Origin of the sequence: Thermosynechococcus sp., from assembly GCF_046299655.1 — a bacterium.
Lineage (GTDB): Bacteria > Cyanobacteriota > Cyanobacteriia > Thermosynechococcales > Thermosynechococcaceae > Thermosynechococcus.
In genome coordinates this window covers 104492-131337 of the sequence record NZ_JBKBHZ010000006.1, presented here as the reverse complement: position 1 = coordinate 131337, position 26846 = coordinate 104492, and the positions used below count along the sequence as shown (strand labels likewise).

General features: G+C 53.5%; 30 protein-coding genes, 1 pseudogene and 1 riboswitch. Of the genes and pseudogenes, 13 read left to right on the top strand and 18 right to left on the bottom strand.

The window, feature by feature from the left end; all coding sequences use genetic code 11:
- From ACK4HN_RS06165 to egtC, 6 genes and pseudogenes are all read right to left on the bottom strand, one after another.
- The coding region (locus ACK4HN_RS06165; RefSeq protein WP_409877351.1) for a 2-isopropylmalate synthase at positions 1-1182 on the bottom strand (1182 nt) is incomplete at its 3' end.
- A gap of 73 nt (positions 1183-1255) precedes the next feature.
- Positions 1256-2272, bottom strand: a complete 1017-nt coding sequence (locus tag ACK4HN_RS06160; protein ID WP_409877350.1) for a sirohydrochlorin chelatase — start codon at positions 2270-2272, stop codon at positions 1256-1258.
- A gap of 33 nt (positions 2273-2305) precedes the next feature.
- Positions 2306-2447, bottom strand: a riboswitch (cobalamin riboswitch).
- A 7-nt stretch (positions 2448-2454) separates the two neighbouring features.
- Positions 2455-2583: pseudogene (locus ACK4HN_RS06155) on the bottom strand (hypothetical protein); the annotation flags it as partial.
- Positions 2558-2767 (bottom strand): hypothetical protein, encoded by a 210-nt coding sequence (locus tag ACK4HN_RS06150; protein ID WP_409870235.1) that lies wholly within the window; start codon positions 2765-2767, stop codon positions 2558-2560. The gene ACK4HN_RS06150 and the pseudogene ACK4HN_RS06155, both read right to left, overlap by 26 nt.
- A gap of 463 nt (positions 2768-3230) precedes the next feature.
- Positions 3231-4355, bottom strand: coding sequence for an SUMF1/EgtB/PvdO family nonheme iron enzyme (locus ACK4HN_RS06145; RefSeq protein ID WP_409870230.1), 1125 nt, complete (start codon positions 4353-4355; stop codon positions 3231-3233).
- Positions 4330-5112 (bottom strand): ergothioneine biosynthesis protein EgtC, encoded by a 783-nt coding sequence (gene egtC / locus ACK4HN_RS06140; RefSeq protein ID WP_409870228.1) that lies wholly within the window; start codon positions 5110-5112, stop codon positions 4330-4332. The genes ACK4HN_RS06145 and egtC overlap by 26 nt, the downstream gene beginning before the upstream one ends.
- Before the next feature lie 139 nt (positions 5113-5251).
- Between egtC and ACK4HN_RS06135 the strand changes: the two genes are divergently transcribed.
- A complete protein-coding gene (locus ACK4HN_RS06135; RefSeq protein WP_409870226.1) occupies positions 5252-5962 on the top strand; it encodes a DUF2232 domain-containing protein in 711 nt (236 codons plus the stop codon).
- Here ACK4HN_RS06135 and fni read toward each other — a convergent pair.
- From fni to ACK4HN_RS06090, 9 genes are all read right to left on the bottom strand, one after another.
- On the bottom strand, positions 5959-6987 hold the full coding sequence (gene fni, locus ACK4HN_RS06130) for a type 2 isopentenyl-diphosphate Delta-isomerase (protein WP_409870224.1): 1029 nt from the start codon (positions 6985-6987) through the stop codon (positions 5959-5961). The genes ACK4HN_RS06135 and fni overlap by 4 nt on opposite strands.
- 69 nt (positions 6988-7056) lie before the next feature.
- Complete coding sequence (locus ACK4HN_RS06125; protein WP_409870222.1) at positions 7057-8193, bottom strand: geranylgeranyl reductase family protein; 1137 nt, start codon at positions 8191-8193, stop codon at positions 7057-7059.
- Between the two features lie 63 nt (positions 8194-8256).
- Entirely contained in the window at positions 8257-9171 is a 915-nt protein-coding gene (locus ACK4HN_RS06120) for a cation diffusion facilitator family transporter (RefSeq protein ID WP_409877349.1), read from the bottom strand.
- A complete protein-coding gene (ctpC, locus tag ACK4HN_RS06115) occupies positions 9168-10469 on the bottom strand; it encodes a carboxyl-terminal processing protease CtpC (RefSeq protein WP_409850129.1) in 1302 nt (433 codons plus the stop codon). The genes ACK4HN_RS06120 and ctpC overlap by 4 nt, the downstream gene beginning before the upstream one ends.
- Before the next feature lie 117 nt (positions 10470-10586).
- Positions 10587-10925 carry a hypothetical protein gene (locus ACK4HN_RS06110; protein ID WP_409870217.1) on the bottom strand — a complete coding sequence of 113 codons (339 nt, stop codon included), beginning with the start codon at positions 10923-10925 and terminating at the stop codon, positions 10587-10589.
- Between the two features lie 68 nt (positions 10926-10993).
- The gene (gene argB, locus ACK4HN_RS06105; protein ID WP_409870215.1) at positions 10994-11881 is read right to left on the bottom strand and encodes an acetylglutamate kinase; all 888 of its coding nucleotides are present in this window, start codon (positions 11879-11881) and stop codon (positions 10994-10996) included.
- A 19-nt stretch (positions 11882-11900) separates the two neighbouring features.
- Positions 11901-12371, bottom strand: a complete 471-nt coding sequence (locus ACK4HN_RS06100) for an SRPBCC family protein (protein ID WP_409877354.1) — start codon at positions 12369-12371, stop codon at positions 11901-11903.
- A gap of 179 nt (positions 12372-12550) precedes the next feature.
- Positions 12551-12796, bottom strand: coding sequence for a chlororespiratory reduction protein 7 (locus ACK4HN_RS06095; RefSeq protein ID WP_409877347.1), 246 nt, complete (start codon positions 12794-12796; stop codon positions 12551-12553).
- Positions 12797-12859: 63 nt separating this feature from the next.
- Entirely contained in the window at positions 12860-13459 is a 600-nt protein-coding gene (locus ACK4HN_RS06090; RefSeq protein ID WP_409877346.1) for a CAP domain-containing protein, read from the bottom strand.
- Positions 13460-13632: 173 nt separating this feature from the next.
- Here ACK4HN_RS06090 and groL point away from each other — a divergent pair, with 173 nt between their 5' ends.
- Positions 13633-15264 (top strand): chaperonin GroEL, encoded by a 1632-nt coding sequence (gene groL, locus ACK4HN_RS06085; protein ID WP_409877345.1) that lies wholly within the window; start codon positions 13633-13635, stop codon positions 15262-15264.
- Between the two features lie 79 nt (positions 15265-15343).
- On the opposite strand, the gene bchD is transcribed toward groL, so the two are convergent.
- Entirely contained in the window at positions 15344-17350 is a 2007-nt protein-coding gene (bchD, locus tag ACK4HN_RS06080; protein ID WP_409877344.1) for a magnesium chelatase ATPase subunit D, read from the bottom strand.
- A 158-nt stretch (positions 17351-17508) separates the two neighbouring features.
- On the opposite strand from bchD, the gene ACK4HN_RS06075 reads away from it, so the two are divergent.
- Entirely contained in the window at positions 17509-17832 is a 324-nt protein-coding gene (locus tag ACK4HN_RS06075; RefSeq protein ID WP_409869593.1) for a hypothetical protein, read from the top strand.
- A gap of 98 nt (positions 17833-17930) precedes the next feature.
- Positions 17931-18032, top strand: a complete 102-nt coding sequence (gene petM, locus ACK4HN_RS06070) for a cytochrome b6-f complex subunit PetM (RefSeq protein WP_011057256.1) — start codon at positions 17931-17933, stop codon at positions 18030-18032.
- A gap of 15 nt (positions 18033-18047) precedes the next feature.
- Here petM and ACK4HN_RS06065 read toward each other — a convergent pair whose 3' ends face one another.
- The gene (locus ACK4HN_RS06065; RefSeq protein ID WP_409869594.1) at positions 18048-18989 is read right to left on the bottom strand and encodes an AEC family transporter; all 942 of its coding nucleotides are present in this window, start codon (positions 18987-18989) and stop codon (positions 18048-18050) included.
- A gap of 113 nt (positions 18990-19102) precedes the next feature.
- On the opposite strand from ACK4HN_RS06065, the gene ACK4HN_RS06060 reads away from it, so the two are divergent.
- The 6 genes from ACK4HN_RS06060 (at position 19103) to acsF (ending at position 23232) form a co-directional block, all read left to right on the top strand.
- Positions 19103-19687, top strand: coding sequence for a thylakoid membrane photosystem I accumulation factor (locus ACK4HN_RS06060; protein WP_409877343.1), 585 nt, complete (start codon positions 19103-19105; stop codon positions 19685-19687).
- A 26-nt stretch (positions 19688-19713) separates the two neighbouring features.
- Positions 19714-19899 carry a hypothetical protein gene (locus tag ACK4HN_RS06055; RefSeq protein ID WP_409869596.1) on the top strand — a complete coding sequence of 62 codons (186 nt, stop codon included), beginning with the start codon at positions 19714-19716 and terminating at the stop codon, positions 19897-19899.
- A gap of 10 nt (positions 19900-19909) precedes the next feature.
- Positions 19910-20653, top strand: a complete 744-nt coding sequence (locus tag ACK4HN_RS06050) for a dienelactone hydrolase family protein (protein ID WP_409869598.1) — start codon at positions 19910-19912, stop codon at positions 20651-20653.
- A gap of 289 nt (positions 20654-20942) precedes the next feature.
- Complete coding sequence (locus ACK4HN_RS06045) at positions 20943-21623, top strand: hypothetical protein (protein WP_409869600.1); 681 nt, start codon at positions 20943-20945, stop codon at positions 21621-21623.
- An 11-nt stretch (positions 21624-21634) separates the two neighbouring features.
- Positions 21635-22003, top strand: a complete 369-nt coding sequence (locus tag ACK4HN_RS06040) for an Npun_F0494 family protein (RefSeq protein ID WP_409869602.1) — start codon at positions 21635-21637, stop codon at positions 22001-22003.
- A gap of 86 nt (positions 22004-22089) precedes the next feature.
- On the top strand, positions 22090-23232 hold the full coding sequence (gene acsF, locus ACK4HN_RS06035) for a magnesium-protoporphyrin IX monomethyl ester (oxidative) cyclase (protein ID WP_409869604.1): 1143 nt from the start codon (positions 22090-22092) through the stop codon (positions 23230-23232).
- Positions 23233-23701: 469 nt separating this feature from the next.
- Here the strand turns inward: acsF and ACK4HN_RS06030 are convergent, their stop codons facing one another.
- The gene (locus ACK4HN_RS06030; RefSeq protein WP_409869606.1) at positions 23702-24682 is read right to left on the bottom strand and encodes a carbohydrate kinase family protein; all 981 of its coding nucleotides are present in this window, start codon (positions 24680-24682) and stop codon (positions 23702-23704) included.
- A gap of 113 nt (positions 24683-24795) precedes the next feature.
- On the opposite strand from ACK4HN_RS06030, the gene ndhC reads away from it, so the two are divergent.
- Genes ndhC through dprA form a run of 3 tightly spaced genes read left to right on the top strand, consistent with a single transcriptional unit; the run spans position 24796 to position 26846 of the window.
- Positions 24796-25158: a photosynthetic/respiratory NAD(P)H-quinone oxidoreductase subunit C gene (ndhC, locus tag ACK4HN_RS06025; RefSeq protein WP_409850162.1), complete on the top strand. Its 363-nt coding sequence runs from the start codon at positions 24796-24798 to the stop codon at positions 25156-25158.
- A 35-nt stretch (positions 25159-25193) separates the two neighbouring features.
- A complete protein-coding gene (locus tag ACK4HN_RS06020) occupies positions 25194-25715 on the top strand; it encodes an NAD(P)H-quinone oxidoreductase subunit J (RefSeq protein WP_409869608.1) in 522 nt (173 codons plus the stop codon).
- 6 nt (positions 25716-25721) lie between these two features.
- Positions 25722-26846, top strand: coding sequence for a DNA-processing protein DprA (gene dprA / locus ACK4HN_RS06015; RefSeq protein ID WP_409869610.1), 1125 nt, complete (start codon positions 25722-25724; stop codon positions 26844-26846).

Below are 26846 nucleotides of genomic sequence, written 5' to 3'. Positions count from 1 at the left end.
GGTGATTTCTTTTTTCTTGTCCGCCAGTTCCTTGAAGCGCAAAAAGGCTTTGTTGAGTTCTGTTTCACTGAGTTCAAAGCCCAATTCCCGCAGGCGGGTGGCAAAGGCCTTGCGGCCAGAGAGCTTGCCCAAAACAATTTGGTTATCGGCAAGGCCAATGAGTTGGGCGTCCATGATTTCATAGGTTTGCTTGTGCTTGAGGACGCCATCTTGGTGAATTCCCGATTGGTGAGCAAAGGCATTGGCACCAACGATCGCCTTGTTGGGTTGAATCAGCATCCCCGTTAGGTTCGAGACCAAGCGGGAGGTTTTGTAAATTTCCCGGGTATTGATATTCGTCAAGGGCGCTTCCGATTCGGGCGGACGGCCAAGGAAGGAGTTGAAATACTGCCGCCGCACATAGAGAGCCATCACCAGTTCCTCAAGGGCGGCATTTCCGGCCCGCTCACCAATGCCGTTAATCGTACACTCCAGTTGCCGTGCCCCATTTTTTACCGCCTCCAAGAAGTTGGCGACGGCTAAGCCGAGGTCATTGTGACCATGGACGGAGATGACGGCGCGATCAATATTAGGCACATTTTCCTTAATGCCTTTGATCAGGGCACCAAACTCGGCGGGGGTGGTGTACCCGACGGTGTCGGGAATGTTCACCGTTGTGGCCCCGGCATCAATCACCCGCTCTAGAACTTGATAGAGAAACTCCGGATCGGTTCGCCCGGCATCCTCGGGGGAGAACTCCACATCATCCACGAAGGACTTGGCATAAGCCACCATTTCGGGGGCAATTTCCAGTACCTCAGCGCGGGTTTTCCTGAGCTTGTACTCTAGGTGGATATCCGAGGTAGCAATAAAGGTGTGAATGCGGGGGTAGTAGGCAGGCTGCAACGCTTTGGCGGCAGCCTCAATATCTTGGCGGGTTGCGCGGGCTAAACCGCAGATTACAGGAGAAGTTTCACTACTGCCAACCGCTGCGGCAATCCGTTGTACGGCTTCAAAATCACCAGGGCTGGCAAAGGGGAAGCCCGCCTCAATAATATCCACTCCCAGTCGAACCAGTTGACGGGCGATCGCGAGCTTCTCATCCACATTCAGGGAAGCCCCCGGCGACTGTTCTCCGTCGCGCAACGTAGTATCAAAAATCAACACCCGATCAACGGTCTGGGGGGGATATTTAATACGCATAGACAAGCCCCGCTTAAGCGTGAGAAATGGTAGCAATTATTTTAACTCTAACATTTTCCCTGAGGAGCAATGCCTAGGGCACTTGCCAAATGCGTTGGTGATAACTAGGCAAATGATCCAAATCCACCGTTGATCCATGGTGATGAGGGTGATCCTCGTGATCATGGCTGTGGGAGTGGTGTTCATGATGGGGGTGGTGGTGATGAGTCTGGCCTGCCACCAAGCGGAATTTGCAGGCTTCACAGTTCATGGCCACCTGTCCCGTATGGGTTTCAATTTCCCGCTGCCGCGTTAGATAAAACAGTTGCGGATGCAAGCCAATTTCCGGTAAGTTCACGTATTCAACGTTGGGGTAGGCGGCTTGCGCTTCGGCAGTAAGGGTATAAATTTTCTTGACCAGCGCCCCAGTAAATAGGAAATGGGGCAGCACAATGACGCGGCGGGGCTGGTGAAAATTGGCACGTATAAACCCTTCGGGTAAGCGGGGATGGGTAATGCCAATAAAGCACACCTCAACCGTTTTGTAGCCACTGCCTTCCCAGAGCATGCGGGCGAGCTTAAAGACATCGCCATTGGCATCGGGATCACTGGAGCCGCGTCCCACCACTAAGAGAACCGTTTCTTCGCGGCTAATGCCTTGGGGATTAAATTCCGGTGAGTCCAAGAGTTCAAGGCGCGATCGCCAGAGGGTTAAAATTTCGGGGGCAATGCCATAGTGACGACCATAGTGATAGCGCAATTGTGGAAAAGCACGCCGCGCCCGATCTAGCTCATTCGTAACGTCAAACTTGTTGTGGCGAGCGGCAAAGAGTAAAACTGGCAACACCGATAATTCCCTATGCCCTGCGGCAGCACACTGACTGAGGACTTCAAAAATCGAGGGTTCCGTTAACTCCAGAAAACAGGGAAAAACAGGCCGACAGGGATCCAGTTGATAATAGGCTTGGGCAAAGTCTAGAAACGCTTGGCGACCTTCCGGATCGCGGGTGCCATGTCCGACCATTAACAACGGCCGCGGTTGCGGCAGAGGGGGTAAATCGAGACTAAAACCGAGGGGATTGAGAATGGAATCGTTGAGCGTAACCAGCACCTTGAGAACTCCATGCCCGTGCGACGCAGGCAGATAGAGTGAACTACAGCAAGTAGGCATTCTGGCTGAGGGAGGTTTCCCATCACAGCTGCGGCACAGCACCAGACTTGCACTGGATTTTCCCTACAGGCTGCTCTTCACAGTGAACGTCGCCAATTGTAACGAGATTCTCAGGCTGCTGTCTATGCGGGGGGTGGGCACATCGCAGCATCGGGAACGCCCATGGTTTGGTTATAGATGGCCTGGGCTTCTTCGGGGCTATTGCCAATACTGACGAGTCCCAGCTTACCAAATTCTGAGAGTGCTCCCATGTTGCAATACTTGGGCGTTAACCGACGCTAAGTCAGGGTTGGTCTGCCTTGCTTGAGTCAACCGTTTACACTGCACGTTGAAGCTGGGGTATGGCTCGTCGGCTGGAAGGATGTACTCACGATGCAAAGAACAGGCATTGACCGGACACTTGCGAGAAGCAATCCAGTCTTTGCGCTCCCTCAGCGCATCATTCCAGACCCCGCGACAGACTTTAGATCGTGGTTGATCTGTGCAGCCTGCTGCTTGGTTGGCTTTAGCTTGAATTCGTAAGTCAGGGTTATCATGAGTACACTATAACTTCTAGGCATGTCAAATGTCCCTGTAATTAAACGCGCTTTACAGTATTCAGTTGCACAAAACATCGCCGCAAATGCATCACGCAGAGACTCAGAGAGATATTTTCAGAAACGCTTCAAAAGTGGGAGTTGGACAAGGTTTACTGTGGCAAGCCCGTTTTCTGGAGTCGTTCGTACTACATCCGCACCCCTTTCAGTGCTGGCCCAGTACATCCAACAACAAGCTGAGATTGAGTAACTGCCTCACCACCCCCTAATCGCTCCTTGGTATAGGCGGAGCACTGCGACGGTTCTTGGTAGAAAGTTGGGGGTACCCCTCGGATGATTTAGCGCCGCTTTTCAAACTTTCTTCACTGAGAAATGAAATCTTCTTGGTGAACGTAGCGCGCTCCAGCAAACACCTCACGGGTGGTGCGGCTATACCAATTGCGAAATGAGGGTCGCTTGAGAATGGGGCGTGTCCAGTGACTACCGCCCTTGAGGACAAAATGCTCGCCATCAAAGTAGGGCGCCGAATAGCCGCGGTAGGGATAGCTCTGGAACCCCGGATAGGGGGCAAAGGGACTTTGCGTCCACTCCCAAACGTAGCCCTGATTCAGGAGTCCCTGCTGGCCAGCAATCTCCCATTCCCGTTCAGTGGGGAGGCGTTTGCCTTGGAAATGGCCATAAGCTTCCGCTTCGTGGAAACTGAGTCCCCACATGGGTAAGTCCAAGTTCTCAGGAATGGGGTAAAACGGTGAGGTAATTTCCGCTGCTTCTCGCCATTCCCAACCACTGCTGGACCACCATTCCCGCCGCTCATACCCCCCCGCTTCAACGAAGGCAAGAAATTCCCGCCACGTCACGGGTGCTGCATCAATCGTCAAAGGAAGCAGCTCCACACTCTGAACCGGCTGCTCGTTATCAAGGGCGAGGAGGTCTTCACTGCCAATGCAATACCTACCGCCGCCAATCCATAGCGGTTCCCGTTGATTCGAGAGGGGAGGGGGAAGGGTGGTGAAGATGCCCTGCATGGCCAGCACCATTTGTATGGTTTCACTGTGTTGGGCTTCATGCTGCAAAATCCACCACCAGAGACGGCGTTCCCGTTGCCATTGCTGGTCGCTAAGGCTGTAGAGGCGATCGCCCACCGCTTCGCGAATTGTTGCTAGGTAGCTCAATAGGTGTGTTTTCGGGGGTAAATGCCGTCGCTCTGCTTTGGGTCGGCCATCGGCGGCATACCAATAGCGATCGCGATCGCTCACCCCTGAGGATTCCTGCAAGAGCCAAAACGCTTCTGTGTAGGCAATGTGTCCCAAATGCCATCCCACCGGACTATAGAGGGGATGGGGCTGAGCACAAAGGACGGTCTCGCTCAACTCAGCCACGAGTTGGAGTGTAAATTGCCGCTGGTGCTGAAAGGCCTGCCAAAAAGCTCCGCGATCAAAGGGATTAAAAGGCACTGATATCTCAGAAGGCGTAAATTTCTGGTTCACTCTGCAAACTCATCAACAGCAATTTATTTTCTGGTAAAGGATACCACTCTGTTTGGTGATCTACAGGTTCTGAGCTGAGCTGAATTTTTTCGGCATCCTGACTCCAGTACAGGGTGGGGGGTGGTGTGCCCCGCGAGCAGCGGGTGGCCAGAATATACACCCCATCGGTGAGAATCATGGCAGCACTGACACTGGTACGCGCTGCCTGCGCTAGGGAAAAAACAATTTGCAGCGTTTGCCGCAGAACCATCACGGGTGACAGTTGCGGATTCAACACTAATTCATTGCAAAAGAGGGCAAAGAGGTGCTCAGAATCAGTGGAACCTTCGACAATGTTGTAACAAATATCCGACAGGCGATCGCGCATGGGGCGGTAGAGGGTTTGGCGAAAGTTCTCGATAAAGCCATTGTGCACCCCCAGCCAGCGTCCCCAGCGAAAAGGCTGTGTATTCGTCATCTGCACGGGTTGCCCCGGTGTGGCACTGCGGACATTGGCCAAGAAACAGGCAGATTCAATATAGCGGCTTAAATGCTCAGTAAAGTTGACATCATGCCACATGGGTATCGTTTGCCGATAGAGAAAGGGAGGTACATCTTGACGGGTAGCATACCAGCCCACTCCAAAACCATCGGCATTTAAGAGTCCTGCTGTCATTTCGCGGGGTTGGTAACTTTGCACCAACAGGGAATGGGGAGCATCCACTAGAGCATGGACAAGGGACGTTTTGCGCCCCATGTAGGCATAGAGACGACACATAGATTAACATGTAAATTTGATAGGAATACCCTACCCATGATTCTAACTTTCAGCAAAGGATTTTTCTGGGGGGCTATATCCAGTTTGAGGGTTAGCAATGAAGATCGCTAAAGTGTAGAAAAAAGGTTATCTACAATCAATGAACCCGACGGATTCCTTAGAGGATGATTTTCCCGACGTAGAAGCTATTGTGCCTCCTGAGCAGTCCCAAGCCGTGGGGCGATCGCAAATTCAGCGTACCCTTGTCATTACAGAAACAGCCTTCCTTGCTAGTACCGCTGCCCTGCTGTGGGTAATTAACTTTTATTTGCCCATCGGCCCCGTCTTGCGCCTATTCTTTCCGATTCCCATCGCCCTAGTGTATTTACGCTGGCACCGCCGTGCCGCTTGGATGGCGGCCATTGTCAGTGCATTGCTCCTTTCTGTGTTGATGGGGCCACCCCGCAGTCTGCAATTTCTCTTGCCCCACGGCATTATGGGGGTCATTTTTGGTGGCTGTTGGGCGAAAAAAGAGGGCTGGGGACGTTCTATTCTCAGTGGTGCCGTGATTGGCACCGCCGGGTTTTTCTTTCAAATTAGTCTTGTGTCCATCCTACTTGGGGAAAACCTCTGGATTTACTTCAATCAGCAGGTCACCAATTTCATTGATTGGGTACTGGTGAATCTGAATTTGCTACTGGAGCCAACGGTGACCCTGATCCAAGTTGTGGCACTGCTGCTCGTCTTTTTCCAGTCCACGGTTTATGCTTTAGTGGTGCATATTTTGGCGTGGACACTCCTAGAGCGGCTAGGCAATCCAATTCCAGATCCACCTCCATGGCTGCGCACCATCCTTGAGGATCCTCGCTAGAACCTTTCGAGGTAGCGGCGCTGATAGAGGACTTGGGGGGTGGCACTGCCGGTACAAAACAGCACCGTTTTCAATTCCTCGAGAATAAAATCAATGCGTTGACTCAGGGCTTCCTCTGACTGATGGGCTGCCTGTAAAAAGGGTCGCGCTAAACCCGCAAGACTCGCACCAAGGGCAAGGGCTTTGGCCACGTCAATGCCATTTTTTAGTCCGCCGGAGGCAATCAAGGGTGTATTGGGCAGGGCGGTATGAATTTGCTCAAGGCACTGAGCCGTAGGAATGCCCCATTCTGCAAAAGCATCTCCGAGATACTGTTGACGGGCATCCTGGGCACGCGCCGCTTCCACTTTTGCCCAAGAGGTGCCCCCTGCCCCCGCCACATCAATGGCCGCCACACCCACATCCACCAGTTGCCTAGCCACGTCAGCACTGATACCATTGCCCACTTCCTTGACAATCACAGGCACAGGCAGAGCACGACAAAGAACGCCAATTTTGGTTAAGAGTCCCTTGAAGTTGCGATCGCCCCCCGTTTGAACCGCCTCCTGCAGGGGATTGAGGTGCAAAATCAGAGCATTCGCCTCTAGGAGATCGATAATCTTCTGACATTCGTTGACGCCACAGCCGTAGTTCAACTGTACTGCGCCAAGATTGGCCAAGAGGGGGATGGTGGGGGCCTCTTGACGAATGGCAAACGTGGTCGCCACCTCCGGATGCTCTAGCAAGACCCGTTGGGAACCGACGCCCATGGCAATTCCCTTTTGCTGCGCTACCCGTGCTAGGCGACGATTGATTTCTCCCGCTTGGGGTGTGCCACCGGTCATAGAGGAAATCAACAGGGGAGCGGCCAGCCGCCAGCCGAGAAACTCCACCCCTAGATCAATTTCGGCAAAGTCCAGTTCGGGTAGGGCGCAATGCCGAAAGCGATACTTTTCAAAACCCGCCGTGATTTCCCTGTAGTCCACCTCACCCCGAATACAAAGCTCAAGGTGCTCGGCCTTGCGCTGCTCAATGGGACTCCTCACCACTTGTGTTCCTAAAGTTAGGCTGCATCAACATTATAAGCGGCAGCTTAGATAGACATTAGGTAGACATTAGTGCAAAGCAGTGGGTACTTTCAACCCCGCCGCCAACAATTTCAGGCCATTGGCGGCAACATCCCGATAGCGGCGTTGACCGCAAAGAATCTCTCCCATGCGCTGGCGAGCACTAGGACGTTTAATTGCCACTTGGTAGGCCAAGCGAGGAAAGCGATAAAAGAGCCTGCCAAGGCGCCTCGCCCAAGCCATGTCAATCCCCCATTCCTGATGCACTTGCTGAGAATACTGCCCTAAAGCGTTCCCATCACCCCTCAGGGCGCGATCTACTGCCTGAGCAGCGAGCATCCCCGTCAAAAGGGAAGGACGAATCCCCTCGCCTGTAAAGGGATCAACCACGGCAGCCGCTTCTCCCGCCAACAGAGCGTTTTGGGTATGCAGGGGATGATACCCTTGCCAGCACAAGAGAGGATGACCATAACGCTTCAGGGGCTGCAGATCAACATTGAAATGGCGGGCATATTCGGTGCAAATCCCCCTGAAGTCTTGGGGTTCATTGCCAATAAAGGCGCCAACACCGATGGAGTAACCGTCTACCTTCGGAAAGTTCCAAGCATAGCCGTTGCGCACACTGCCGAAGTCAAAGTGAGCAGCGCGTAGATGGTGACTCCCTAGACGGGCTTCTACCTCTAGGGCACCGCCCCAGCGCGGTCGTTTGCGGGCTAAGCCCAGCCATTTGGCCGTTGACCCTTTCGCACCGTCACAACCAATCAGGTACTGCGCTGTAAAATCCCCCCTAGGGGTATGCACACACCAGCGATCGCCCTCCCATGTCAGACCTGTCACCGCAGTTTGTGCCTCTACCTCTGCCCCCTGTTTCTGCGCCTGCTGAATTAGAAAATAGTCAAACACTTCGCGGCGCACCATCCACACTGCTTGCGCTGGCGGAAGTTCCAGCACTTGCGGGTCTTCGCCATGCCATGTACAGACCATGTGCGTCAGTTTAAGGGAAATCGCGGGACTAAAATCAAAGTCAAACCAAGCCTGCACTTGGGGAGATACGCCACCCCCACAGGGCTTGTAGCGGGGTAAGCTTTCCTTTTCCAGAACCAACACCCGCCGGCCTCGCTTGGCTAGGTGATAGGCAGCGGCACCGCCCGCAGGGCCTGCACCCACTACAATGCAATCATACACTCTAGGCCTCCTCCTCAATAACTTGGCGTAGATACGCTAAATAAGCATGACAACAAATTGAAATTAAGGGAAACTGATCTGGCTGGATTCGTAGTCAGGGGGTTCAACGTGGATGATAACGCGAGCAGGGCCATAGCGCTCCTGGAGCAGGGCTTCAATTTGCTCGGTAATGTCGTGAGCGGTGGGAATATCTTCTGCCTCTACGATTAAGTGCATCTCAATAAACACTTGACGTCCCACCATCCCCCGCGAGCTAATGTCATGGCAATTTACCACACCGGGCACGCTCATCACTAGTTCATGAATGGCTTCGGGGGCGATCGCCATCTCATCTACTAACCAAGGAATGTTACTTTTGAGGACATCCCACGCACTCCAAAACACCAGAGCGGCCACGGGAAACGCCAGCACTACATCCAGCCAATCCCAGTTGAACGTCCACACCCCAATCAACCCCAAAAGGACAATAATGGTTGTCCAAACATCACTTAGGGTATGCTTGGCATCAGCAATGAGGACAGAATTATTTAGCTTGTACCCCATATGGTGCTCATACAGGGTGAGACCGATATTCATGCCAAGGACAAGAATCACAATCCACAGTTCTACCCCTGTAATCGTTATAGCACTGCTTTGATGCAGCAGACGTTCAACGGCGCTTTGCAAAATCTCAAAGCAAACCATGCCCAAGAAAGCGGCAATTCCCAATGCACCAAGGGCTTCAAACTTTTGGTGACCGTAGGGATGATCGCGATCGGGATGGGGGCTGGCCCACTGCATGGCCACTAACCCCAAGATGCTACTCCCTGCATCGGTGAGACTATGCAGCGCATCGGCCTGTAAACTCAGGGACTGACTGAGAACGCCGACAATGGCCTTAATAACGGTCAGTGTGACATTGACCCCTAACGCCAAGAACAATACCCCCTGGACTTGTCGGTGTCGGCGGTAGTTGGCCACAGTGATCACCAAACTCAAGGCTTAGTCGTCTGGGCAGGCCGTGCTGATTGGGTATTGCGTCGCTCCGCTAGGATGCGTTCATTGAGTACAGCCAGCGCCCGTGTAAATTGAGGATCGCGATCGCTGGCAATGTCATCGCGAGTCAGTTGCTCCCGCTGCTGCTCAGTGAGTTTAACTTCAATGTCGGGTTCAATGCCCTTCTTGTTAATATCGCGGCCACTGGGGGTAAAGTACTTGGCGATCGTCACCGCAATCCCTGCCCCTTCCCCCACGGGCTGGACGGACTGCACCAAGCCTTTCCCAAAGGTGCGCGTTCCCACCAACACGGCACGACCATTATCCTGTAGGGCACCCGCGAGGATTTCGCTGGCACTGGCCGACCCGCCATCAATGAGAACCACAAGAGGCTTATTGGTCAAGAAGCCGCGACCGGCGCGCAACCGCTCTGCTTCCCCTTGGCGATTGACCGTAGAGACAATATCCCCCTGCGGTAGGAACATGCGGGCAATTTCAGCACTAGCAAAGAGCAAGCCACCCGGGTTGGAGCGCAAATCCAGAACATACCCTTCAACCCCTTGCTTTTCTAACTCACGGATGGCTGCCCGCATTTCTGCTGCGGCATTGGAGCTAAAGGTGACAAGGCGAATATAGCCCACAGGCCCTTGGGGAGTTTGGCGCAGGCTGTAGCGCACAGGATGAATTTCAATGCGGGCACGGGTGATCTCATAGTTCAAGATTTGATTGCCCCGCTGGATGGTTAGGCGGACTTTTGTATTCACAGGGCCACGGATCATGCTGACGGCTTGGTTGAGATCCATGCCCTTGGTGGATTTGCCGTCAATTTTCAGGATCACATCCTTAGCCATTAAACCCACTTCAGCGGCTGGACTCCCTTCAATGGGGGAAACCACCGTGATCTCTTTTGTCTTTTCGTCTTGGGTAATCGTGATGCCTACCCCTGTGAGTTCACCAGAGGTTTCAATTTGCATGGAGCGAAACTGCTCCGGATCCATAAAGCGGGTGTAGGGATCATTGAGCTTCTCCAGCATTTCCCGCGCCGCTTTGTAGGCATCTTCTAGTTTGGTGTAGTTCCGCGAAAGAAACTCCCGCCGCACAGCCCGCCAGTCGTTACCATTGAAGGTGGCATCCACGTATTCACGGTCTATCACCTGCCACACTTCATCCACGAGTTCCTTAGGACTTTGACGAAAACTCGCTAGGCTACGGGACCAGTGGAGACCCGCACCAGTGACAGCAACCAGCGCTGTCATGACCACTGTCGTACCGACAACGAGCGCGCGGTGTGTGATTCCCATATAATTCGTCCTGAATTTTCGATCCTTTAGCCTACGCCCAATCTAGCATAAAGACTTGCCTTGAGCGTTGGCGATCGCAGGCTAAATTGCAGGACGTTACTGACGGTCAAAGGGTGCCTAGCTGCCAAATTGCCGCCGCACACAGTAGTTCACACTTTCCTCGAGAACCCGCTGTGCCTGTTGTTGACGAGGAGACTGGGGTTGGCCGCCATTGGGATCAAGGGTTTGAAAGTCAGCGTAGCTCACCCGCTGTTGAATGTAGTTAATCGAGCACTGACAAATGTTACTCATCACTGAACGGGGCACAATGGGTGCCGATCGCCGGCCCCGCTCAATGCAGCTATCCATAAAGCTATTGATGGCCACTTGGGGGTAGGGTTGGGGAAGGGCACGCGCTGGCAGTGTCAGACTAGTAGCTAAGCCGCTACTAACTAAAATTAAGGAGAATAATTTCATAAGTAACAGACCCTTACGCTAAAACATCCTCGTCATACCCTAGGACGCTCCTTTTCATGCAAAAAGTTTCAATCCGTGAAGGCGCTATCGTAGGCTGCATTGGAACCCACGAGCATTGAGCCAATGCCCGAGTCGGTAAAAATTTCCAGTAAGAGGGCATGGGGCACTCGGCCATCAATGATGTGGGCTGCTTTCACGCCTTGGGCGAGCGATCGCACGCAACAGGTGACTTTAGGAATCATGCCCCCCGAGACAACCCCCTCTTTAATCAGTTGTCGGGCTTCGGCAATATCAAGGCGATAAATGAGCGTACTGGGGTCGCGATAATCCCGTAAAATACCTGCCGTGTCCGTCAGTAAAATCAGCTTCTCAGCCCCCAAGGCCGCCGCAATCTCGCCAGCAACCGTATCGGCATTGATATTGTAGGCTTGCCCCGTATCATCGGCAGCCACACTGGAGATGACAGGAATATACCCCTTCTCCACTAGTGCTGTAATCACGCGGGTATCCACCCCTTGCACTTCACCCACAAAGCCAATGCCATCTTCCCCTTGGGCACGGGCACGAATCAGGTTGCCATCTTTACCGCATAGTCCCACCGCTTGGCCGCCCGCCTGATTGATGAGGGTCACAATTTCTTTGTTTACCCGACCCACCAAGACCATCTCCACCACATCCATTGTCGCGGCATCGGTGACACGCAGCCCATTTTTGAATTGCGGTTCGATGTTGAGCTTGCCAAGCCAAGTATTGATCTCTGGGCCACCCCCATGAACCACTACCGGACGGATGCCGACATAGGAGAGAAAGACAATGTCGCGAATGACAGAATTTTTGAGGTGCTCTTCCTTCATGGCGGCGCCGCCGTATTTGACGACAAAGGTGCGCCCGGCAAAGGCTTGGAGATAGGGCAGGGCCTCACTGAGAACACGAACGCGATCGCTATCGCTGAGCATAGAACGCTTTCTCGTCAGTCTAAAAACCTAAACAGGGGTCAATGGGGGGCTTGGCAGAGGGAGGATCCTTCTCAGCGGCGATCGCGAGACGGGCAGCCAACACTGCCGCATAATCGCGAATCAGCGACCAAATCAGCGGCGCAAGCCATCCCCGCAACATCACTGAGCAGGAAATCTGACTCCCACAGACTGTTGATTCTAAACGATAGGTCACCCGTTCCTCTACCCCCGGCAAGACCAAAATGCGAATACTCAACAGTTTCCGCGGGGAGACACGTTCGACAAAAATCTGAATTGGCCACGGAATCCAACGGGTCATGGCTTGGAAAATAAACCCCGGCTTGGGGACGAGGCCGTAGGGCACATTTGTGCGCAAAATCAAAGGATGCCATGACACATCGGCCAAATTCACCACTTTGCGCCAGATCAAATCCACCGATGCAGAGCTAAGGGCTTGATAGGTGCCTGCCAACGGCCAACTGTAGGTCATTTGTTGTTTTTTCTTGTGTTGACGACGGCGATCGGCCACAGTCTCGTTACCCTGCTATTTCTGACGACTTGGACACCACGAAAGAATAAACAATCGTCTGAACCCCTTATTGCTCCAAGAGCCTTATCTATATTAGAACGGAATTTTCCGAGCAGAAGTTTCGTAACCCTGTGTAACGATTATTTTTCTAAACGCACAGCGTACCACTGAAGGTAACCACCATTGGCCAATCGCAGTTCGCAGCCTGTGGTCATGAGGTAGTGGGCACGACTTTCCACATCGGGCAAAGCCAGTAGATCCGGGGTGAGGGAAACCTCGGTTCCTGTTAAGTACGCCACCAGCTTGGCCTGTAGCTCAATGGGCGTGAGAAAGGCTTCATCGCTGGCACCGGATTCGAGGACAACGTACATCTCTTCGCTGAACATAGTTAATGGAGTTAAGTTGAGATTGATGACATTAGAAGTTACCGGTGCACCAAAGCTCTGCCTTTACTGGGCTGGCAGTGCAAACATCTGTACAGCATAGACCTCCCCCCGTGCTGAATTCAAAGCAATGCCAAAACCAAAACGGGTAAATTCAGGGCACAGGATATTTTGGCGGTGCCCCTCACTATGCATCCAGTCTTTTTGGAAACGCTCAATCAGTTTGTAGTTGAGCACTAAGCCCAAGGTGCCCTTCTGCTCCATAATATTTTCACCGACGCCACCGCGTCCCCCTAGGGCGATAAAGCGATCCATGGGCGATCGCCCCTCTGGATTGGTATGGCTAAAGTATTGGCGTTGGAGCATGTCTTCGGCATGGCGTTGGGCTGCCTCTGTCAGTAACTCATCGGCAACAAGGGGCGGCAACCCATTGAGCTGGCGATCGCGATTCACCAATTGCAGGGCAAAGGCTCGTATTTCCGCAAGGGAACGTTTCGGCTGAGCAGCAATCATATCCATTTGTGGAATAGCGATCTGCCCGTCTTGACCCCCTTGGGCGTTGCTGAGGTGAAAATACTTCCTCCCTGTTGCAAAGGCAGTGCCCAGCGTGAGGGTGACGTACAGGAAGACCTGTAGGTGTTGGAGATTTAGGCGGCGGCCACTCATGGCTGAAAGCCTTGTCTATCTATTGCCAGTGTACGCGAGCAAGTGCGGAATCCACTACATTGCCCTGTATTGCCCTGAGCTTGTTCTCCAGAGTATTGTGAACAATGGCTTGAAGTTTGCCCAGTTTGCAGTTCCTCAATTATTACCTCCAAGTTACTAAAGGATAGCCACCCATGGCAAAATTAGTCGCATTTCATGAAGAGTCCCGGCGATCGCTCGAACGCGGAATTAATGCCCTCGCCGATGCCGTGAAAATTACCCTTGGCCCCAAAGGGCGGAATGTGGTGCTTGAGAAAAAGTATGGTGCGCCGCAGATTGTGAACGATGGCGTGACGATCGCCAAGGAAATTGAACTGGAAGATGCCTACGAAAATACCGGTGCCCAACTGATTCGGGAAGTGGCCGCCAAAACCAATGATGTAGTCGGGGATGGTACCACTACTGCCACCCTCCTTGCCCAAGCCCTGATCCGTGAAGGCCTCAAAAACGTTGCTGCCGGTGCCAACCCCATTGCCCTTAAGCGCGGCATGGACAAAGCAATCAAAACAATTGTTGAGGGCATTGCTGAAGTGGCCAAACCCGTCGAAGGGGAGATGATTGCCCAAGTGGCCACGGTCTCTGCTGGTAATGACCCAGAAGTGGGCGCCATGATTAGTGAAGCCATGGCCAAGGTGGGCAAAGACGGCGTGATCACCATTGAAGAATCGAAATCCTTGAATACAGAAATGGAAGTTGTCGAGGGGATGCAGTTTGATCGCGGCTACATCTCCCCCTACTTTGTCACCGATCCAGAGCGGATGATTGTCCGACTCAACAATGCCTATCTGCTCCTGACAGACAAAAAAATTAGCAGCATTCAAGACCTGATTCCCACCCTAGAAAGAGTGGCTCGCAGTGGTCGTCCCCTTGTGATTGTTGCGGAAGATGTGGAGGGAGAAGCCCTCGCCACCCTAGTGGTGAATAAACTGCGGGGCGTCCTCAATGTTGTTGCCGTGAAAGCTCCGGCCTTTGGCGAACGCCGTAAAGCGATGCTGCAAGACATTGCCATTCTCACGGGCGGTCAAGTCATTTCCGAGGAAGTGGGTCTAACCCTAGAGGATGTGGAAATCACCATGCTGGGGGAAGCGTCCTCCGTCACCGTGACCAAAGACACCACGACGCTGGTTTCGGAAAAAGGCAATAAAGCCGATATCCAAAAGCGTGTCGAGCAGCTCAAAAAGCAGTTGGCCGAGACCGACTCGGAATACGACAAAGAAAAGCTGCAAGAGCGCATTGCCAAGCTCGTAGGTGGCGTGGCGGTGATCAAAGTGGGTGCCGCCACTGAAACCGAGTTGAAGGATCGCAAACTCCGCCTTGAAGATGCCCTTAATGCAACGAAAGCAGCAGTGGCTGAAGGCATTGTGCCTGGTGGTGGGGTGACGTTGCTGCACTTGGCCAGTCGCATTGATGCCCTGCTCCCTAGCCTCAGTCCTGAGGAGCAAACGGGGGCGCGCATTGTCGCCAGTGCCTTGGCCGCGCCGGTGGCGCAAATTGCGGACAATGCTGGTGTCGAGGGAGCTGTGGTGGTGGAAAATGTCCGTGCCGGTGACTTTAACTATGGCTTCAATGCCGCAACCGGTACCTATGAGGATTTGGTCAGTGCAGGGATCATTGACCCCGCTAAAGTTGTCCGCTCTGCCCTGCAAAATGCTGGTTCGATCGCCGGCATGGTACTGACGACGGAAGCCCTTGTGGTCGAAAAACCGCAACCTAAACCCGCCGCCCCCGCTGGTGGTGGTATGGGGGATATGGGCGGCATGATGTAGCCCCACTGTCCTAATCGTTCCTAATCGTTTGCTATTTCCTCTCCTCCTCATCTAGCGGGGGGAGAGTTTTTGTGCATGCCTAGAATTGCAGGGCATTCTGCGTCACTTGGGCGATCGCCTGATCGGTGGCCTTGGGCAAATGGTAGTACTTGCCCCCCGCCCGCTGCGCCAATTCCTTGCCCATCCCCGTGGAGACGAATTTATTTTCGGTGTCAATCACCAAGAGCTTCAGACCCAAGGCTTGAATTTTAGCAGCAATGTCCAACACCTCGGCTTTAACGTCGGGTTTAGTCTCCGGCGGAAGGGTTTGCCCTAGGGAACGACTCAGGGGAACATTCCCCCGCCCGTCGGTAATCGCCACAATCATTACCTGACCAATTTCACCACTTTGGCGGGCATTCAAGCCCACCCGTACTGCTTGGGTCAGGCCATGGGCCAAGGGAGAGCCACCGCCACAGGGTAGGGTTTCAAGGCGTCGCCGCGCTGCTTCGATGGAGCGCGTGGGGGGTAGGAGCACCTCCGCCTGCTCGCCGCGAAAGGGAATGAGAGCCACCATATCACGGTTTTGGTAGGCTTGGGTCAGAAGGCGGAGAACTGCCCCCTTAGCAGAGTTCATGCGGTTCAATGCCATGGAGCCGGAGGCATCAACCACAAAAATAATCAGGGCACCCGCTTTGCGCACTAAGCGTTTTATCCGCAAATCACTGTTTTCGACAATAACGCGGCGGTGGGGTTGACGCAGCCGGCGAGACTTTTGGTAAGGAGCAGCACTGCGCAGGGTAGCATCCACGGCAATGCGACCCCCTTGACCACGGGGCAACATCGGGCGGATGTAGCGACCGCGATCTTGAGAATAAATGAGGCTGCGGCTCCCCGATTTCCCTTGGCGTTGAGTCAGTTGAGCAAAGTAGAGTACCGATTCATCCAAGACCGTGCCATCGGCTTCAAAGACAAATTCCTCAGGAATGGGGGGCGTCTCCTGCTGCTCTTGCGGTGGTGTCTCCGGTTCATCGGGTTCTTCTTCAAGCTCAGATTGCTTGTTTTCTGGGGGAGGAGGTGGCGGCGGGGGCGGCTGATCCGGTGGCGGTTCGAGTTGAGTGGCGCGCGGCACGATGACTAGTTCAACAGCACGACGGAGGTCTTCGGCATTGACTTCACTGCGGCCATTGAGAGCGGCGTGGGCTTTGGCTACCCGCACGGCAAAGAGTTCTGCCCGATGGCCTTGCACGCCTGCGCGGAGCGCTTCGGTGACCAGATAGGCAATTTGCTGCCGCTGAATTTTCACCTCCTTGAGCCATTCCCGCGCCAGAATAATTTGGGTGCGCAGATCCTCTAGCTCCGCATTGTACTGCTGCAGGAAGGCTTGGGGCGAATCGGCAAATTGGGTGGCATGATCCACTGCCATTACCCGCTCATCCAAGCCCAGCACCATATCTGCCGAGAGGGCGATCGCAAACCGATCTAGGAGATGGGGCGGCACTTCCCCCTCATCGGGGTTAAAGGTAGCAATTAAAAGGGGACGACAGGGGTGATCCAGGCTAATCCCCTCCCGTTCAATTTGATTGCGCCCAGCGCTGAGCACCGCCATCAAGACATTGGCCAGTTGCTCATCCAAAAGATTGATTTCATCCACATAGAGCACCCCCCGGTGCGCTGCCGCCAATAGGCCAGGCTGAAAGACCGGTTCGCCCCGCTGCACAGATTGACTCACATCCACGGCTCCCAATAGGCGATCCTCCGTGACGCCGAGGGGAACTTGCACAAAAGGGGCTGGAATCACTTTGGTGGTCAACTCCACATCGGGATGGCGTTGGCGCCAAGCCTGCAAGCGGCTATCCCACTCTTGGGGGTGTTGGGGATCGGGGTTGGCAATGATTGGGACTGGAATCTCCCCCTGATCAATCACTTCAATGGGGGGTAAGAGGGCATGAATTCCCCGTGCAAGGACGGATTTGGCAGTACCGCGGCGCCCGCCGATAATTACTCCCCCCAAACTGGGGTCAACAGCAGCCAACAGCAGTGCCAGTTTAATGGCCTCTTGACCGACAACGGCAGTAATGGGAAAGGGGGCGATCGCGAGTGTCATTGAATCCTTGTTGAACTTGAGTAAACAGTCTTCATCCCTATCTTACCGGGGGTAGAAACCCTTTCCCGCCTCCTTGGCTAGACTGGAGTGAGAAAACCATAGAGGACTCTCTTAATTTAATGAAATACTTTGGGCAGACAATTGCTGCTGGAATCTTGTTGAGCCTGACACCTCTGGCGGCGCTGGCACGTCCCCTCTCCTGTCGCTCCTATGAGAGTACCTTTGTGGCCACGGAGACTCGCAGTTATTGGGTGAATATCTGTGGGGGCGATCGCCCCGCCTACTATATGGCACGACACAAGCAGGATCCACGCTTAGCGATTCGGCTGCCCCTGCGGGATTGGAGTCCTCAAGGTTACTACTTCGAGGCCGTCAATGGTGAATATACGTATCTATTGACCAAAACGCCTCGGGGGATCTTCCTGACGGTGAGTCGTGGTACCCATGAACTGCTGCGGGAACCTGTTTTGGAGCCGTGGTAGGCAAAGGAATCCAATTCGATGAATGACTCCACTGCATAGGCGGATGGGGAATTCCACGAGAAATGTTAAAATCAGTTCTTGTTAGCTGAGGCCACTCTATGGCAGAAGAGATTTTCAATACTGCGGTGATTACGTTTACGCTGGTTTTGGTTGGTTTAGGCGCAGGGTACCTGCTGTTGCGCTTGACCCCCGACGATTAAGCCACCAACATGCCCCTAGCCGGCAAAGAGCACAAGCCACAGGGGCAACAAAAGAATCAAGGCAAAAAGACTAGTCAAAATTAAGCTGGCGGCAAAGGCGCGGTCTAAGTGATACACATCCGCCAAGATCAGCGTCATAAAGGCGGGGGGCATGCCTGCTTGCAGCACGATTCCTAGGCGCGGCGGCCCTGTGACCCCGATCGCGGTTAACCCTACCCCCAGCAGCAGTGGCACCAACAGCATCTTGATGGTCAGACACGGAATGATCCGCTGCCATTGGAGCTTGAGAGGGGCTTCCCCAAGGCAGATGCCCATATAGATGAGTCCAGCAATCACCATGAACCATGCCAAGGTCAGAAGTCCCTGTTGGGCGATCGCCGGTAGGGGATGTTGTCGCAGCAGCAGTCCGATGCCGACACACCAGAGGGTTGGATTACGACCAATATGCCACAGCAGTTTGGAGAAGGAAATTGAGTGAGACCCTAGGGAATCACCAAAACTTGCGGCCACGCCAATGCCAGCACTATAGGAAATGAGGAGCGTCCCCATCAGATCAAAAAACAACGCCCAGCTAAAGTGATCCTGCCCCAGCAATCGCCAAGTAATTGGAAAGCCAATAAAACCTGTGTTGCCCACCATGGTGGCCAAGAGAAAACTGCCCTGTTCCTGCCGCGTGGGGGCGGGGTACCGCTGCAACCACAGCCAAGCCAAAGCAACCCCCATCCCCATGCCCAGCCACGCCCCTAGAGGCGCCAACGTACTGTGACCCGTAATTGTAGTGGTGACAATAAAACTAAAGGCCGTCAGCGGCGTCCCTACCCAGAATAGCCCCTGCGCTAGCCAAGCTCCCGTGGTGGGGGGCAAAAAGCGGCTACTGCCATAGCCAATGCCCATGCAGAGAAAAATCAAGCCGTACAGTTCAGTCAGCGTCGGCAGGAGGGTTAGGAGCGCCTTCACAACAAAAGTCTCTACCTCAGGGCACGCCTGTCATGACTCCCTCTAAGAATAGCAAGGTACAGCGATTCAATTCTGATGGGAAAATCATAGGGGTGGAGTGGATGAAGAAACTGATGAAACAATTTTGGGGTTGGTTAGGCCTAGTACTACTTCTGTGGGAAGTCTGGACAGCGCCAAGTTGGGCGGGGTTACAAGACGATCGCTACGATGGGAATATCTTTGCCCTCTATGCCGGCAATGGCGCCCTGGTGCCGCCAAAAGTCACCCTAGAGAAATCCCGCCAGAGCGATCGCGCCACCTTGCTGCTGTTTTATGTAAACGATAGCCGCGATTGCAAGCAGTTTGCTTCAACCATCTCCCAGCTGCAGGGGTACTATGGCCGCGTCACGGATTTCATTGCCGTCAATGTGGACGCCTTGCCCTTTGGGGCGCAGTTTTCCCCCGCTGAAGCAGGCTACTACTACAAAGGCCGGGTGCCGCAAACACTGATTTTCGATCGCCAAGGGCAATTGCGGCGGGAATTTATCGGTGTGGTGCCCTTTGAAACCCTTGATGACACGTTGCGGGAAGTCTTTGATTTGCTCCCGCGATCGCAATCCTTAGAGCTGCGGCCTCGCCCTGTGAATGAAATCAACGTGGAACTGGTGCCCCCGCCCCCTGCTAAAGGGGAGAATCTAGCCCGCGAAACGGTAGAGTAAAGAGGAGCGTTGCAGTGAGGTCAACCATGCAGCTATCCACGCTACAGGAACGTCTAGCGATTGTTTTAGCCAAGCGGGGGAGTCTCAAAAAGCTCTTGGAACTTCCCGGTAACGGCACCCTTAGGATTGATATTGAATCTGCCCTTGCAGAACTCGATGAATTGATTAGCGACTTCAAGCGCACGTTTCCAGACCTCGACATTCCTGCCTAGGAGGTTCACAGTGGTGGAGATTACCAGTCGTTGGGTCAAGGTGGTCAATGGCGATCTGCTCATTGATGCCTACTTAGCAGAGCCTGTTGCCCCTGGCCGTTATCCAGCAGTGATTGTCTTTCAGGAAATTTTTGGCGTCAATGCCCATATCCGCGACGTCACCGAACGCATTGCCCGCGAAGGCTATGTGGCGATCGCCCCCGCTATTTACCAACGCTTTGCCCCCGGCTTTGAAACAGGCTACACCGCCGCTGATATTGATTTGGGGCGGCAGTACAAAAACCAAACCAAAGCCGAGGAACTCCTCAGTGACACCCAAGCCACCATTGCCTATCTGCGTGGCCTCGAAAATGTCGATGGGGATGCCATTGGCACAATTGGCTTTTGCTTTGGTGGTCATGTGGCCTATCTGGTGGCCCAGTTACCCGACATTAAAGCCACGGCCTCCTTCTACGGTGCGGGCATTACCACCATGACGCCGGGCGGTGGCCCCCCTACCCTTGAAATCACCCCTAAAATTCGCGGCACCCTCTATGCCTTCTTTGGCGATCGCGACCAAAGTATTCCCATGGATCAGGTGAAACAAATTGAAACGGCGCTGCGCCACCATGGCATTCGCCACCACATCTTCATCTATCCAGCGGATCATGGCTTCTTCTGCGATCAACGGGACAGCTACGATGCGGCAGCCGCACAGGACGCTTGGCAGCAGGTAAAAGAGCTTTTCAATACCGTCTTACGCCAGCAACCTTGAGAATTGCCGCTCTTTTACAGGGATAGAATATACTCAAAGCTGCAAACACCAAGATGAGGGAAAATCCCATGCTCTTCAGGTGCTCCTTGGCTTAGAGAAAGGCTGTATTACTTTACAAGGCCTTAATTTGACTTACAAAGTCTTAATTTGACCCACTTTGACCGTATTCAATACAAAACAAAGGGCTATAGTATGAGGTAGATTTGTGTTTCCCATTGCCTTAGCAGTGCCAAGGGAAATTCCTAAAATTCTGCCACTCAAAACTACTCTATCCTCTCTGTTGCTGGTTATGACTAGTCCTACCCACAAAGTCCTGCTGAAGCAGGGAGCCTTGGTTCTCAAGCAGTGTCAAAAAGCCCTTCTTGAGCGAGATATGGCTGTGCTTCAGCAGCAGGCACGCATTTTGCAAGTGGCGGCAATAGCATCACGGCAAACGCTGATTGAGGCAGAAGCACGCCTTTTAGAGCAGGCAGCCCGGCAAAATCAACCCCGGCGGGCAACAGAAATTTTAATGAAAATTAGAGAGTGCTTGGTTGCCTTGGCAGGAGATCGGCGTGATTTTGATAGTGTGCCAAGTGTAGTAGCAGAGGGGAAGGAACCCACAAAGAAGGCTCCCTTTGGCCAGCCCCCCCATGATGACAACTATACGAAACGCTTGGGAGACTATCTGGTTGAGGCTGAGTTGGTAACGCCGGCCCAAATTGAAGTCGCCTTAGCCGATCAGCGGGCAACCGGAGCACGGCTAGGGGATATTTTGGTGGCACGGGGATGGCTGCGTAAGGGCACAATTGAGTTCATCATGGAGCGAGTGCTGTTGCCGGAGCGCCGTCGTCAGGTGTCAGAAGCTTCCTCTTCTAGACTGGATGCTGCGGCGGTTCAGTCCCAGTGCTCTAGAACACTGCCGCCAAGTGGAAGCTCAGCGAATGACCGCGCAACCCTCATTGATAGCAACTATTTAGATGCTCTGTAGGGATATCCCCTGTGGCGATCGTATATTCCCAAAGAGCCTTAGAACGGGGCGATCGCGCCCTGCGCTGTAGTCCTTTTTTGCCACCGTTGTTTCAGACCATGCAGCAGCGGAGTGTGGCACTTCTCGAAATTGTGGGGGAGGCAGGTCTCAAATCGGGATTCACGCGATCGCCCTTGCCAGTGCTCCTAGCAGAAGCGGAATTGGACTGGTTGATCCGCGTCGGTTTGCTGCGCCGCGAAGTGGATGGCCAAGGCCTCACCGATCGCTATCGTCTCACTCCCTTAGGGCAACAGTTGATTCAACGTTATAGCCAACCCACGTGGTCAGCTTCTTGGGGCGATCGCTGGCGCAACCAACTCAGCCGCTGGTGGGGAATGTAACGGTTCTGTAATGACCTGTAACGCATCGGTGATTTTCGCTACCATGCTTTATGAGTGCCGTTAGCAAGAGCGAGACGCAGCTTTTTATGGTTAATACCGTCGCCAAACCTGAGTTTGAAGAACTGCGGCCGGGCATCAAAGCCCCCGCCAAGGAAACCATCCTCACGCCCCGCTTCTACACCACTGACTTTGAAGCGATGGCCAATATGGACATTACGGAAAACAAAGCAGAGCTTGAGGCCATCCTTGAGGAGTTTCGCTGCGACTACAACCGCCATCACTTTGTGCGGGACGAAGAATTTGAACAGTCCTGGGATCATATTGATGGTGAAACCCGCCGACTATTTATTGAATTTCTGGAGCGCTCCTGCACGGCGGAGTTTTCTGGCTTTCTCCTTTACAAAGAGCTGAGTCGCAAGCTCAAGGATCGCAACCCCCTACTGGCGGAGTGTTTTGCCCTCATGTCTCGCGATGAGGCTCGCCACGCTGGCTTTCTCAACAAAGCAATGGCAGATTTCAATCTGTCGTTGGATCTAGGCTTTTTGACGCAGCACCGCAACTACACCTACTTTGAACCTGAATTCATCTTCTACGCCACCTACCTCTCTGAGAAAATTGGCTACTGGCGCTACATTACGATCTACCGCCATCTAGAAAAGCACCCCGAACACCGCATTTATCCCATCTTCCGCTTTTTTGAGAACTGGTGCCAAGACGAAAACCGCCACGGTGACTTCTTTGATGCCGTGATGCGTGCTCAGCCGCAAATGTTGGATCGCCCGCGCACCTTCTGGCAAAAGATTAAGGAAATTCCCCTCTCCCTCTCTGGGAAGAAATGGGCACGCTACTTCTTAGTCTGCTGGGTGCCACCAAAACTGTGGTGCCGCTTCTTCCTGTTGTCGGTCTTTGCCACCATGTACCTCAACGATGTGCAGCGGGCGAAATTTTATGCCGCCATTGGCTTGGATGCCCGTGAGTACGATCGCGAAGTGATTGCCAAAACGAATGAAACCGCAGGCCGTGTTTTTCCAGTGATTCTTGATGTGGATCATCCAGAATTTTATGAGCGGTTAGAGCGGTGTGTGGAAAACAACGCCAAGCTGACAGAAATTAGTAAGCAAAAGGGCGGTTTCCTCAAGAAACTTCCCTTCTATCTCTCGAATCTGTGGCAAATGATCAAGTTATTCTTGATCCCTGCCAAGGAACCCCCAGCAGTTGCAGTGCGTTAATTATCACTGCAACATAGAAATACAGGGATCGCTAGGGGTTGCGTCTGCGGACGTAACCTTTTTTATTCTTCCTAAAATTGATGTCTGTACTATTACGGAGTGTTGCGGGAGTATGAAAAGAATCTAAAAGCCCTTTTGAGTACTGGGGATCGCTAAAACCCGCTCCTTAAGCTGCTGCGCCCCTGTGATCGCTGAAAAAGTGGCTGAGGGGAATTTCATAGGATGGAAGGTAGAGAGCCTAAAGATTTTACTTCGGAGTTGATCCCCACGATGGACAGCCCAATTCTCACTCCCACAACTTGCCGTTTTTGCCACTTCTATTATTCCGAAGGGCGGCGGGGTGGTACCTGCCAAAAACTAAATGTACCGGTGCGGGGGTTTTGGCGGGCATGTCCTCTGGCGACAGCCATCCCTAGCCGTGAACATCAGCCAGCGATCGCAACCACACCATCAACAGCAGCCAACACAGCTAGGGCGTCAGTATTTTTTTTTCAGGATGATCCCGAAGCCATTGCGTGACCTCAGCAAGGGTCGGTTGACCAGCGATCGCCCCCCGTTTTGTCGTCACTAGGGCACCCACCACCGTGGCAAATTCTAAACAAGCAGCCTGCCATTGGGAGTCACGGTAGTTTTCCGGGCTGCCCTGCAACAATTGAGCAATCCAACCCGCAACAAAGCCATCGCCGGCACCAGTGGTATCCACAACCACCATGGCGGGTGGTTGTAATTCCCCTTGATTTTGGTGCCAGCAGTAGCGAATAGCTTGATCTCCATCTGTAATGACCACGGCATGGTCAGGTGCCATCCCCCAAAGGGCACGATAGACGACTTGGGGATCGCTGTCAGAGAAAAATAATTCCGCCTCTTCCTTGGCCAGTTTCAGGAAATGCGCCTGCGCTAAAAAAGGACGAATACGCTCAGGGGCAGCACTTGCATCCAGCCAAAAGATCGGTCGCCAATTCGCATCAATGAGAATTAAGGTTCCCCTTTGCCGCAGTTGTTGGACTAAATGTTGAATGGTGGTGGCGGTGGGTTCACTGGCTAGTCCGAGGGTGCCGGTGACGAAAAATCGTGCCGCAGCCAGTAGCGATGGGGAGACTTGGTGGCCATAGAACTGCATATCAGCAAAGACAGAAGTGCCTGCTGGTGCAAATCCGACAAACTGGCGATCGCCCCCCACCAGTTGAACACGTACTTGCCGCGTCGGAACCCCAGCGACCCGCTCGACCGCTTTGATATTCACCCCCAAAGCAGCTAATTCGGCACAGGCCTGCTCCCCCAAGGCATCGTCCCCCACTGCCCCCAAAAAAGCAGCACTGACCCCCAACTTCACCAAACCACAGGCGACATTGGCCGGGGCACCCCCAAGAAAGCACTGGGGGGGATCGGGGGGCACTTCTAGACAGTCAAAGAGAACTTCGCCAGCACAGAGGACAGTGGGTTGAGACATTACCAGTATTCGCTATAGGGCAATTTAGTTTTTTCTATTGATCCCTAGCCTAGCGATCGCTAGGGGAGTGTGTCAAAATGGTAGCGATTCCAAGATCGAGGGACACTGCAACCGTGTTTGTTCTTAGTGGGTACGAGTATTTTCTCGGCTTTTTGATTATTTGCAGTCTAGTACCCGTACTAGCTCTAGGTGCTTCTGCGCTATTGCGTCCCAAATCGGGGCGGATGATCCGCTTGACGACCTACGAATCGGGAATGGAACCCATTGGGGGGGCGTGGATTCAGTTCAATGTGCGCTACTACATGTTTGCCCTCGTCTTTGTCATTTTCGATGTGGAAACCGTCTTTTTATATCCTTGGGCGGTAGCCTTCCATCAGTTGGGCCTACTGGCCTTTATTGAAGCCTTGATTTTCATCGCCATTCTGGTTGTGGCTCTGGTTTATGCGTGGCGCAAACGTGCCCTCGAATGGTCTTGAGTGAATCAATAGCAGTTGAAGTTGGAGCAGCGAATATGAGTGACACCCCCGAAGTTTCTACCCCTGAGGCCGCCATTGTTGAAGCAGGGCCTGTCTGCCGCCTGTTGCAGTCCCAAAACTTGAGTGTGCAATCCCTTGGTACCAATGCCTCCGGCGTAGAAATGATTAAGGTGGATCGCGATCGCCTGTTAGCAGTGTGCCAAGCCCTCTATGCTGATGGCTTCAACTATTTGCGCTGCCAAGCAGCCTACGATTCTGGTCCCGGCCAAGACCTCGTGAGCACATACCACTTGGTCAAACTAACTGATAACGCCGATCGCCCCCCAGAGGTGTGCATCAAAGTCTTTGTCCCCCGTGAAGATCCGCGCGTCCCCTCGGTCTACTGGATTTGGAAGACTGCCGACTGGCAGGAGCGGGAATCCTACGACATGTTTGGCATTGTCTATGAGGGGCATCCAAATTTGAAGCGCATCCTCATGCCCGAGGATTGGGTGGGTTGGCCACTGCGCAAGGATTACATCACGCCTGACTTTTACGAGTTGCAGGAAGCCTACTAAGCTCCCTTGGTTCCCGCTGATGCTGCCTATTGGTACAGTTGGTCACAGGTACCCGGCCTTGGCCCGGTGTTACTCAAGCGACTGTGGCAGCACTTTGGGGACTTAAAAACGGCTTGGGAAGCGCCTCTAGAAGCGCTAGGGGAAGTGGAAGGCATTGGTGCCAAACTCCAAGGGGCGATCGCTCGCTATCGTCAGCAGTGCCACCCCATAGCCCTCTATGAACACCACCGCCAGCAAAATCCCCACCATTGGGTGCTGAGTGACCCTCGCTATCCACCCCTGCTGCGGGAAATTCCTGATCCGCCCCCCTTGCTATATTACGGCGGTGCCCGTGTCACAGAACTCCTGAGTCAACCCACACCAACGGTTGCTATTGTCGGTACCCGCGATCCTTCAGAATATGGGCAGCGTTGGGCACATAAGCTGGGATACGCCCTCGGTCAGGCGGGGTTTGTGGTTGTTTCGGGTATGGCCGCAGGCATTGATGGCGCAGCGCATCGCGGCTGTTTAGAAGCTGGAGGTGCTACACTGGCCGTTTTAGCCACCGGTGTGGATATGATCTACCCACCGGAAAATCGTCCCCTTTACTACCAAATCGGTGAACGTGGGGGATTCTTGAGCGAGTATCCTAAGGGGGTGGGTGCCGATCGCCCCCAATTTCCCCGCCGCAATCGCATTATTGCTGGTCTATGCCGTGCGGTGATTATTGCAGAGGCGCCCTACAAATCCGGTGCCCTCATCACGGCTCGCTATGCTGCCGAGTATGGTCGCGATGTCTATGTGCTGCCGGGGCATCTCGATAACCACCGTGCCAAGGGTGCCCTTAGTCTGGTGAATCAGGGGGCACACATTATCTTGGGAGAAGAAGCCCTCCTCGAACAGTTGGGGCATACACCCCCCCTTGATCCAACACCTTTTTCTGCTTTGTCCCCGACCCTATCCCCGCCGCAGCAACAAATTCTGGCAGCAATTCAACATCTGAATCAAGGTAGCCATAGTGTTGCTTTTGATGACATTGTGCAGCAAGCGGCCTTAGAGACGAGTGTCGTCATGGCAGAACTAATGCACTTGGAACTGATGGGTTGGGTGGAGCAACTGCCGGGAAATCGTTATCGCAAAATTGAACGTTAG

Bases quoted from the DNA above. Each gene is read 5' to 3' on its own strand.
- egtC (WP_409870228.1), bottom strand. From the start codon at position 5,112: ATGTGTCGTCTCTATGCCTACATGGGGCGCAAAACGTCCCTTGTCCAT.
- ACK4HN_RS06135 (WP_409870226.1), top strand. From the start codon at position 5,252: ATGAACCCGACGGATTCCTTAGAGGATGATTTTCCCGACGTAGAAGCT.
- ctpC (WP_409850129.1), bottom strand. From the start codon at position 10,469: ATGGGAATCACACACCGCGCGCTCGTTGTCGGTACGACAGTGGTCATG.
- ACK4HN_RS06110 (WP_409870217.1), bottom strand. From the start codon at position 10,925: ATGAAATTATTCTCCTTAATTTTAGTTAGTAGCGGCTTAGCTACTAGT.
- argB (WP_409870215.1), bottom strand. From the start codon at position 11,881: ATGCTCAGCGATAGCGATCGCGTTCGTGTTCTCAGTGAGGCCCTGCCC.
- ACK4HN_RS06100 (WP_409877354.1), bottom strand. From the start codon at position 12,371: ATGACCTACAGTTGGCCGTTGGCAGGCACCTATCAAGCCCTTAGCTCT.
- ACK4HN_RS06095 (WP_409877347.1), bottom strand. From the start codon at position 12,796: ATGTTCAGCGAAGAGATGTACGTTGTCCTCGAATCCGGTGCCAGCGAT.
- ACK4HN_RS06090 (WP_409877346.1), bottom strand. From the start codon at position 13,459: ATGAGTGGCCGCCGCCTAAATCTCCAACACCTACAGGTCTTCCTGTAC.
- groL (WP_409877345.1), top strand. From the start codon at position 13,633: ATGGCAAAATTAGTCGCATTTCATGAAGAGTCCCGGCGATCGCTCGAA.
- bchD (WP_409877344.1), bottom strand. From the start codon at position 17,350: ATGACACTCGCGATCGCCCCCTTTCCCATTACTGCCGTTGTCGGTCAA.
- petM (WP_011057256.1), top strand. From the start codon at position 17,931: ATGGCAGAAGAGATTTTCAATACTGCGGTGATTACGTTTACGCTGGTT.
- ACK4HN_RS06060 (WP_409877343.1), top strand. From the start codon at position 19,103: ATGAAACAATTTTGGGGTTGGTTAGGCCTAGTACTACTTCTGTGGGAA.
- ACK4HN_RS06055 (WP_409869596.1), top strand. From the start codon at position 19,714: ATGCAGCTATCCACGCTACAGGAACGTCTAGCGATTGTTTTAGCCAAG.
- ACK4HN_RS06045 (WP_409869600.1), top strand. From the start codon at position 20,943: ATGACTAGTCCTACCCACAAAGTCCTGCTGAAGCAGGGAGCCTTGGTT.
- acsF (WP_409869604.1), top strand. From the start codon at position 22,090: ATGGTTAATACCGTCGCCAAACCTGAGTTTGAAGAACTGCGGCCGGGC.
- ACK4HN_RS06030 (WP_409869606.1), bottom strand. From the start codon at position 24,682: ATGTCTCAACCCACTGTCCTCTGTGCTGGCGAAGTTCTCTTTGACTGT.
- ACK4HN_RS06020 (WP_409869608.1), top strand. From the start codon at position 25,194: ATGAGTGACACCCCCGAAGTTTCTACCCCTGAGGCCGCCATTGTTGAA.